Genomic DNA, 1,107 nt, shown 5'->3' on the forward strand with positions numbered 1-1,107 from the left:
GCGTGCTGGAAGTGCTGCCTGACGGTTTTGGTTTTCTCCGCGCGCCGGACTCCAGCTACACAGCCAGCACCGACGACATCTACATCAGCCCCAGCCAGATCCGCCGCTTCAACCTGCACACCGGCGACATGATTGAAGGCGAAGTGCGCACCCCGAAAGACGGCGAGCGCTACTTTGCCCTGAACAAGCTCGACAAGGTCAACGACGGCCTGCCCGAAGACAACAAGCACAAGGTCATGTTCGAGAACTTGACCCCCCTGTTCCCGCGCGAGCAGTTCAAGCTCGAGCGCGACATCAAGGGCGAAGAAAACCTGACAAGCCGCATCATCGACATCGTGGCGCCCATCGGCAAGGGCCAGCGCGCCCTGCTGGTCGCGCCGCCCAAGTCCGGCAAGACCGTGATGATGCAAAACATCGCCCACGCCATCACCGCCAACTACCCTGAAGTGGTCATGATGGTGCTGCTGGTGGACGAACGCCCCGAAGAAGTGACCGAAATGCAGCGCAGCGTGCGCGGCGAAGTGATTTCTTCCACCTTCGACGAACCCGCCGCGCGCCACGTGCACGTAGCCGAAATGGTGATCGAGCGCGCCAAGCGCCTGGTCGAACTCGGCAAGGACGTCGTCATTTTGCTGGACTCGATTACCCGCCTGGCCCGCGCCTACAACAACGTGCTGCCTTCATCGGGCAAGGTGTTGACCGGCGGTGTGGACGCCAACGCGCTGCAGCGCCCCAAGCGCTTCTTTGGCGCGGCCCGCAACATTGAAGAAGGCGGCAGCCTGACCATCATCGGCACGGCCCTGGTCGACACCGGCAGCCGCATGGACGAAGTGATCTTTGAAGAATTCAAGGGCACCGGCAACTGCGAAATCCACCTGGACCGCCGCCTGTATGAAAAGCGCGTGTTCCCGGCGATTCACCTCAACCGCAGCGGCACCCGCAAGGAAGAGTTGCTACTTGCACCTGAAATTCTCCAAAAATCGCGGATTTTGCGTCAATTCATGTACAACATGGATGAAATCGAATCCATGGAGCTCATGCTCAAGAACATGAAAGCCACGAAGAACAACCACGAATTCTTCGACATGATGAGGCGTGGCGGTTAGC

At 59.5% G+C, this 1,107-nt stretch carries 1 protein-coding gene; it reads left to right on the plus strand.

Features of this window, described 5'->3' with window-relative positions; translation table 11 throughout:
- On the plus strand, nt 1-1,106 hold a 1,106-nt coding region (gene rho, locus AC1D0Z_RS22465), incomplete at its 5' end, for a transcription termination factor Rho (protein ID WP_477660356.1).
- Between the last annotated feature and the right edge of the window lies 1 nt (nt 1,107).

The sequence above is a fragment of the Polaromonas sp. P1_E3 genome, from assembly GCF_056405935.1.